This is a genomic window from Microbacterium sp. SCN 71-21 (assembly GCF_001725695.1).
Classification (GTDB): Bacteria; Actinomycetota; Actinomycetes; order Actinomycetales; family Microbacteriaceae; genus Microbacterium; species Microbacterium ginsengisoli.
The window spans coordinates 21,074-27,688 of record NZ_MEGA01000019.1; the positions used below are offsets into that span (position 1 = coordinate 21,074).

At 71.0% G+C, this 6,615-nt stretch carries 5 protein-coding genes; 4 read left to right on the top strand and 1 reads right to left on the bottom strand.

Annotation, left to right across the window (positions count from 1 at the left end; genetic code table 11):
- Positions 1-8 precede the first annotated feature (8 nt).
- Both ABT08_RS04340 and ABT08_RS04345 read left to right on the top strand, forming a co-directional pair.
- The gene (locus ABT08_RS04340; RefSeq protein WP_056209445.1) at positions 9-452 is read left to right on the top strand and encodes a hypothetical protein; all 444 of its coding nucleotides are present in this window, start codon (positions 9-11) and stop codon (positions 450-452) included.
- Positions 452-1,393, top strand: coding sequence for a bifunctional riboflavin kinase/FAD synthetase (locus tag ABT08_RS04345; protein WP_056209442.1), 942 nt, complete (start codon positions 452-454; stop codon positions 1,391-1,393). The genes ABT08_RS04340 and ABT08_RS04345 overlap by 1 nt, the downstream gene beginning before the upstream one ends.
- A gap of 7 nt (positions 1,394-1,400) precedes the next feature.
- Here the strand turns inward: ABT08_RS04345 and ABT08_RS04350 are convergent, their stop codons facing one another.
- A complete protein-coding gene (locus ABT08_RS04350) occupies positions 1,401-2,759 on the bottom strand; it encodes an MFS transporter (protein WP_288114077.1) in 1,359 nt (452 codons plus the stop codon).
- A gap of 492 nt (positions 2,760-3,251) precedes the next feature.
- Here ABT08_RS04350 and ABT08_RS04355 point away from each other — a divergent pair, with 492 nt between their 5' ends.
- Both ABT08_RS04355 and ABT08_RS04360 read left to right on the top strand, forming a co-directional pair.
- Positions 3,252-5,402, top strand: a complete 2,151-nt coding sequence (locus ABT08_RS04355; protein ID WP_056209434.1) for a DEAD/DEAH box helicase — start codon at positions 3,252-3,254, stop codon at positions 5,400-5,402.
- A 145-nt stretch (positions 5,403-5,547) separates the two neighbouring features.
- A complete protein-coding gene (locus ABT08_RS04360) occupies positions 5,548-6,576 on the top strand; it encodes a 6-phosphofructokinase (protein ID WP_045246155.1) in 1,029 nt (342 codons plus the stop codon).
- The last annotated feature ends 39 nt before the right edge of the window (positions 6,577-6,615 follow it).

A 6,615-nucleotide genomic window follows, 5' to 3' on the forward strand; every position in this document is an offset into this window, starting at 1 on the left:
GAGCCGCCATGCCGATCATCTCGTCCGAGCCCGCGTCCGCCCGCACCTCCCGTACCCGTATGACGGGGATCGGTCGCGTGCTGGTCATCGTCTACGGCATCTTGGCGCTCGGGGCGACGGGACGCTCGGTGGTGCAGATCATCCAGGACTTCCAGGCCGCTCCGGTCGCCTATGCGCTCTCTGCCGTCGCCGCGGTCGTCTACATCCTCGCGACGCTCGCCCTCGTGTTCTCGGGATCGCGAGGCTGGTATCGCGTCGCGTGGATCGCGATCAGCTTCGAGCTCGCCGGCGTGCTCATCGTCGGCACGCTGAGCATCGTCGACCCGGCGCTGTTCCAGCATCCGACCGTCTGGTCGATCTACGGCATCGGCTACGTGTTCGTTCCGCTGGTGCTGCCGTTCTTCGGTCTCTGGTGGCTGCGCCGCCACCGTCCCGACGCGGAGAGCGCCTGATGCTCGTGTTCCGTTCGCCCGCCGAGGTGCCGGACGGATTCGGTCCGTCGGTCGTCGCGGTGGGCAAGTTCGACGGCGTGCACGCGGGGCACCGGGCGGTGCTCGATCGTGCCCGAGCGGATGCCGCGGGCACGGCGAAGGTCGTGGCCGTCACCTTCGACCGCAACCCGCTGGCCGTGCTGCGGCCCGACGCCTGCCCGCCGAGCCTCACCGGCGTGCCCCAGAAGCTTGAGCTGCTCGCCGAGACCGGCATCGACGCCGTCCTCGTGCTCACGTTCGACCGTGACCTCGCCGATCTCGAGCCGGAGCGATTCGTCGACGCCGTGCTCGGTCCGCTCGGGATGCGCACGATCCTGGTCGGCGGCGACTTCCGCTTCGGGCGCGGCGGCGTCGGCACCCCGCAACTGCTCGCCGAATTGGGCGCCGCGCGGGGGTTCACCGTTGACGTCATCGACGATGTGCGCGCCCGCGCGGGGGAGCGCCGGGTGTCCTCGACGTGGGTGCGTGAGGCGCTCGCCGACGGCGACATCGCCACGGCGACACGGCTGCTCGGGCGCGCCCCCTCGGTCTGGGGCGAGGTCGTACACGGACTCAAACGAGGTCGCGAGCTCGGCTTCCCTACGGCGAACCTCGGCGGCCGCACGGCGGGGGTGGCACCGGCGGACGGCGTGTATGCGGGGTGGCTTCTCGTGCGAGAGCCCGGCGGTGACCACCGTTATCCGGCGGCGATCAGTGTCGGCACGAACCCGACGTTCGATGACGTCGACCAGCGCCAGGTCGAGGCGTATGTCCTCGACGAGCATGACCTCGACCTCTACGGCGCATCCGTGGAGGTGCAGTTCACGGCCCGCATCCGCGGGATGGTCGCATTCGACGGCATCGATGCGCTCATCGAGCGCATGACGGCGGATGTCGCGGAGGTGCGCGCCATCCTCGCCTGAGCCGCGGTCAGGTGCGCTGCGGATCGCGGATCGCGATCGCGGACACCACCGCGCCGCCGGTGAAGAGTGCGGCCGCGAGGATCGCGGTGGCGTGGAATCCCGCGACATCGAGGGATCCGCCGGTCACGACGCCGAGCAGCGCCACCGTCACGAGCCCGGCGATCCTCGCGTCGGCGTTGTTCACCGCCGAGCCGACGCCGGCGTGATCGGCGCCCGCGGCGCCCAGCACCGCCGAGGTGAGCGGAGCGACGGTGAGGGAGAGCCCCACTCCGAACAGCACCACCGCCGGCAGCACCTGCGTCAGGTAGTCGAGCGGTGTGCCGACGGTGAGCAGCAGTATCATCGCCGCCGCGCACACGAGCGGCCCCGCTGCCATGAACCGGCGCGGGCCGAATCGGGAGGCGGCCGCGCCGGCGAACCGGCTCGTGGCGATCATGATCACCGTCGCCGGCAGGGTCGCGAGGCCGGCCAGGGTCGCACTGAAGCCGCCGGTCTCCTGCAGGAAGAGCCCCAGCGCGATGCCGTTGAGCGACAGGGCGCCGTAGATCGCGAGCGTGGCCAGATTCCCCGCCCAGAAATTCCGTCGTCGGAACATGCCGAGGGGCAGGAGTGGGTCGGGGGTCGATCGCTCGCGGACGAAGAATCCCGCGAGGGCGATCACCCCGATCGTGAGAGCGCCGGCGACCAGTGGATGCGCCCACCCGAGTCTGGGCTGCTCGATGAAGGCGAGCACGACGCCGCCCAGCCCCAGGGCGCACAGCACCGCGCCCGCGACATCCACCCGGCCGCCGCGTCGTTCGTCGACGAGTCCGCCGCGTGCGAGGAGCACCAGGGCGGCGGCGAGGGGAACCACGTTCACGAGGAACACGGCACGCCACGACAGATGGTCGACGAACAGTCCGCCCAGCACCGGACCGACGAGCGTCGCGGCGGTCGTGAACGCCGTCCACGTGCCGATCGCGCGTCCGCGCGTGTCGTCGTCGAAGTGCGCGGTGATGATCGCGAGCGAACTGGGCACGAGAAGAGCTCCGCCCACGCCCTGCAGCGCGCGTGCGGCGATGAGGAAGACCGGGTCGGGGGAGGCTGCCACGAGCACCGAGGCGACGCCGAACACCAGGAGACCGATGCGGAGCACGACGACACGTCCGAGGACGTCGCTCAGGGCTCCTGCGGTGAGGATGAACGCACCGAGGGTCAGCAGGTAGGCGTCGACCATCCATTGCTGCGTGACGAGTCCGCCGCCGAGCTCGCGCTCGATCGCCGGCAGGGCGACGTTCACAACGGTGGCGTCGAGGAACGACACCGCCGAGGCGAGCACAGCGATGGCCATCACCGTGCGATCGGACGCGCGTGGGGGGACGCTCACCCGCCCACAGTAGTGCGGGCTGTGGACACCAGGACGACCATCGTGCGCTGCGCTCGTAGCATCCGAGCAGGAGGTGGGCGATGCGACTCACGATCAGGCTGCTCGTGGCGACTGCGGGGTCGGTCGCCGTCGCAGGCCTGATCGTCGGGTGTCGGCCCGACGCCCCGGCGCAGCCCCCTCCGACACCGTCGACGGAGGTGTCGGTGATCCCTCGCCCCGCCCCGGCGTCGCCGTCGCCCATCGAGACCCGGCTGCCGCAGGACGTCGGCCGATGACGGCGACCTGTCTGCGCGTCGTCGATCGGGTCCGACGCTCGGCGCCGATCGGCTAGACTGATCACGGCCCCCGCCGCGCACCGACACTCGTCACACCGTGCGGAAGCGAGGCGCCGCCCGCCCGCCGACATCCGATCTCCACGGATGGCCGCGGCAGCAGTTACCGGTGCTCGACCGTCGCAGGTCGACGCTTTCGGATTCGACGCTCAGGAGGAGCATGCCGACCACGGCAGCCGCTCAGCGGCAACGACGCTCGTCGTCCCGTCGAGACGACGACGCGCCCATCATCCCGATCCTCGCCCGCAAGGTGCGTGAGGTCGAGGCCAAGGCGCAGCGCGGGAAGCTCGGCCCGACCAACCGCGTGAAGTTCCAGGTGATCGCCTTCCTGGTTCGCGAAGAGCGCGCCCGGGTGAAGGCCGACACCGCGCTCGCCACTGACGTGCGCGCCGAACTGCTCAAGCGCCTTGACGGCGTGGCGACGATCCTCGCGAAGACCGCCGCCCGCGACACCTCGCTCATCCAACTGCTCGAGGTCGATCAGGCGACGTCGCCGGTGGCGCGCCGCATGCGCCGCGACTGGCTGCTCGAGTCGGGTGCCGAGCTCGCTCCCGACGAGCTGATCATCACGGATGCCGCCCCCGCCCCGGCCCCGGTCGTTCCGGCCGCGCTCGCCGAGCGTCAGGTGACGCCCGCCCAGGTGGAGTCGCGGCAGATGTCGAACCCGTTCCTCGCCCCCGACCTGACCTCCCGCCCCGCGGTCGACGCGCCGCGGCGCCGCCTCGACGGCTGGGAGCTGATGGGCCCGCTCTACAAGGCGTTCGAGACGGGTGCCGGCGGCGGATCGGCGTGCATGCCGCTGCCGCCCGTGCCCGAGTTCGACCGGCTCTCACCCAAGGGGCTCGAGGTCATGCCGCACCAGTCGCGGTTCCTCGAGGCCGTGCGCGAGGGGCACCGCACGTTCCTGCTGGCCGACGAGCCCGGCCTCGGCAAGACGGCCGAGTCGGTGCTCGCGGCATCCGTCGCCGGTGCCTATCCGCTGCTGGTCGTCGTGCCCAACGTCGTCAAGATGAACTGGGCGCGCGAGGTGGCCCGCTGGACGCCGCAGCGTCGCGCGACCGTCATTCAGGGCGACGGCGAGGACGTCGACGCCTTCGCCGACGTCTTCATCGTGAACTACGAGATCCTCGATCGTCACCTGTCGTGGCTCAGCGAGCTGGGTCTGCGCGGCATGGTGGTCGACGAGGCGCACTTCATCAAGAACCTCACCTCGCAGCGGTCCCAGAACGTGCTCGCCCTCGCCACCCGCCTGCGCGAGCGCACCACGAACCCGCTGCTGCTCGCGCTCACCGGAACGCCCCTGATCAACGACGTCGAGGACTTCGACGCCATCTGGCGTTTCCTCGGCTGGACCAACGGGCAGAAGCCGGGCACCGAGCTCATGGCGAAGCTCGACGAGACGGGCTTCACGCCCGCCGACAAGGCGTTCTACCCGGAGGCGCGCAGCGCGGTGATCTCGATGGGCATCGTGCGGCGTCTGAAGACGGATGTCGCCGCCGACCTGCCCGACAAGCTGATCGCCGACCTGCCGGTGCAGCTCGACGACGAGTTCGGCCGGTCCATCCGGCAGGCCGAACGCGAGCTCGGCGAGCGCCTCGCCGCGCACTACCGCCGGGTCGTCACGGCCCGCGCCGACCGCCACGGCACCACGGTGCCCGCCGGCGAGGTCGACGAGGACGTCATCCGCATGGTCGCCCAGCACGAGCTCGACGAGTCGAAGGCCGCCGGAACGGGCTCGGAGAACGTCTTCACGATGGTGCGTCGCATCGGGCAGGGCAAGGCCCAGCTCGCCGCCGACTACGCCGCCCAGTTGCAGCGCTCGGTCGGCAAGGTCGTGTTCTTCGCCAAGCACATCGACGTCATGGACCAGGCCGAGGCGCACTTCGCCGCCGCGGGCGTGCGTGCTGTCTCGATCCGCGGCGACCAGACCTCGGTCGCCCGCCAGGAGGCGATCGACGCGTTCAACAACGACCCGGGCGTCGGCATCATCGTGTGCTCGCTGACCGCGGCCGGCGTCGGCGTGAACCTGCAGGCCGCCTCCAACGTGGTGCTCGCCGAGCTCAGCTGGACCGCGGCGGAGCAGACGCAGGCGATCGACCGCGTGCACCGCATCGGACAGGACGAGCCGGTCACCGCCTGGCGCATCATCGCCGCCCACACGATCGACGCGAAGATCGCCGAGCTGATCGACTCGAAGCAGTCGCTCGCCCTGCGCGCCCTCGACGGCGTCGCGGTCGAGCCCGGGTCGAGCGACTCCGTGCAGCTCGCGGCGCTCATCCACGTGCTGCGCCAGGCGCTCGGCGCCGCCTGACCGCATCTGTGTGCACGGCCCCGGGGCGACCGCATCGGTCGTCTCGGGGCCGTGTGGCACCCACGAGGCATCCGGCGATACAGTCGGGAGGGCAACGTCGCCTGTCTCCCCGGAAGCTCCACACCCGGAAAGCAAGGATCACAGCATGAAGATCGGCATCCTGACCAGCGGCGGCGACTGCCCCGGCCTGAACGCGGTCATCCGCGGCGTCGTGCTCAAGGGCACGACGAACTACAACATCGAGTTCGTGGGCATCCGCGACGGGTGGCGCGGCGTCGTCGACGGCGACTTCTTCCCGCTGACCCGCCACGAGGTGAAGGGTCTGTCGAAGGTCGGCGGCACGATCCTCGGCACGAGCCGCACGAACCCCTACGAGGGCCCCCGCGGCGGCGCCGAGAACATCGCGAAGACGCTCTACGGACACCGCATCGACGGCATCATCGCGATCGGCGGAGAGGGCACCCTCGCCGCCGCCGACCGCCTCTCGAACGACGGCATCAACGTGCTCGGCGTACCGAAGACGATCGACAACGACCTGCGCGCGACCGACTACTCGTTCGGCTTCGACACCGCCGTCAACATCGCGACCGACGCGATGGACCGCCTGCGCACCACCGGCGACTCGCACCAGCGCTGCATGGTCGCCGAGGTCATGGGGCGTCATGTCGGCTGGATCGCCCTGCACGCGGGCATCGCCGCGGGTGCGCACGTGATCTGCATCCCCGAGGTGCCCATGTCGATCGACGAGGTCTGCGAGCTCGTCAACAAGGCGCACAGCCGCGGGCGCGCCCCGCTGGTCGTCGTGTCCGAGGGCTTCAAGCTCACCGGCATGGAGGAGGCCTTCAGCGACAAGGGGCTCGACGCGTTCAACCGCCCCCGACTCGGCGGCATCGGCGAGGTGCTCGCGCCCGAGATCGAGCGCCGCACCGGCATCGAGACCCGCGCGACCGTGCTCGGTCACATCCAGCGCGGCGGCTCGCCGTCGGCGTTCGACCGTGTGCTGGCGACGCGTCTCGGCCTCCACGCGGCCGACGCCGTCGTCGACGGCGCCTGGGGCCAGATGGTGGCCCTGCGCGGCACCGACATCGTGCGCGTGCCGTTCGCCGAGGCGCTCGGCGAGCTCAACACCGTTCCGCAGTACCGCTTCGAAGAGGCGGCCGCGCTCTTCGGGTGAGTGATGACGGGATGCCGCGGCCCGCGGCATCCCGTCACG

Coding starts and splice junctions, on each gene's coding strand:
- ABT08_RS04340 (WP_056209445.1), top strand. CDS start 9: ATGCCGATCATCTCGTCCGAGCCCGCGTCCGCCCGCACCTCCCGTACC.
- ABT08_RS04345 (WP_056209442.1), top strand. CDS start 452: ATGCTCGTGTTCCGTTCGCCCGCCGAGGTGCCGGACGGATTCGGTCCG.
- ABT08_RS04355 (WP_056209434.1), top strand. CDS start 3,252: ATGCCGACCACGGCAGCCGCTCAGCGGCAACGACGCTCGTCGTCCCGT.
- ABT08_RS04360 (WP_045246155.1), top strand. CDS start 5,548: ATGAAGATCGGCATCCTGACCAGCGGCGGCGACTGCCCCGGCCTGAAC.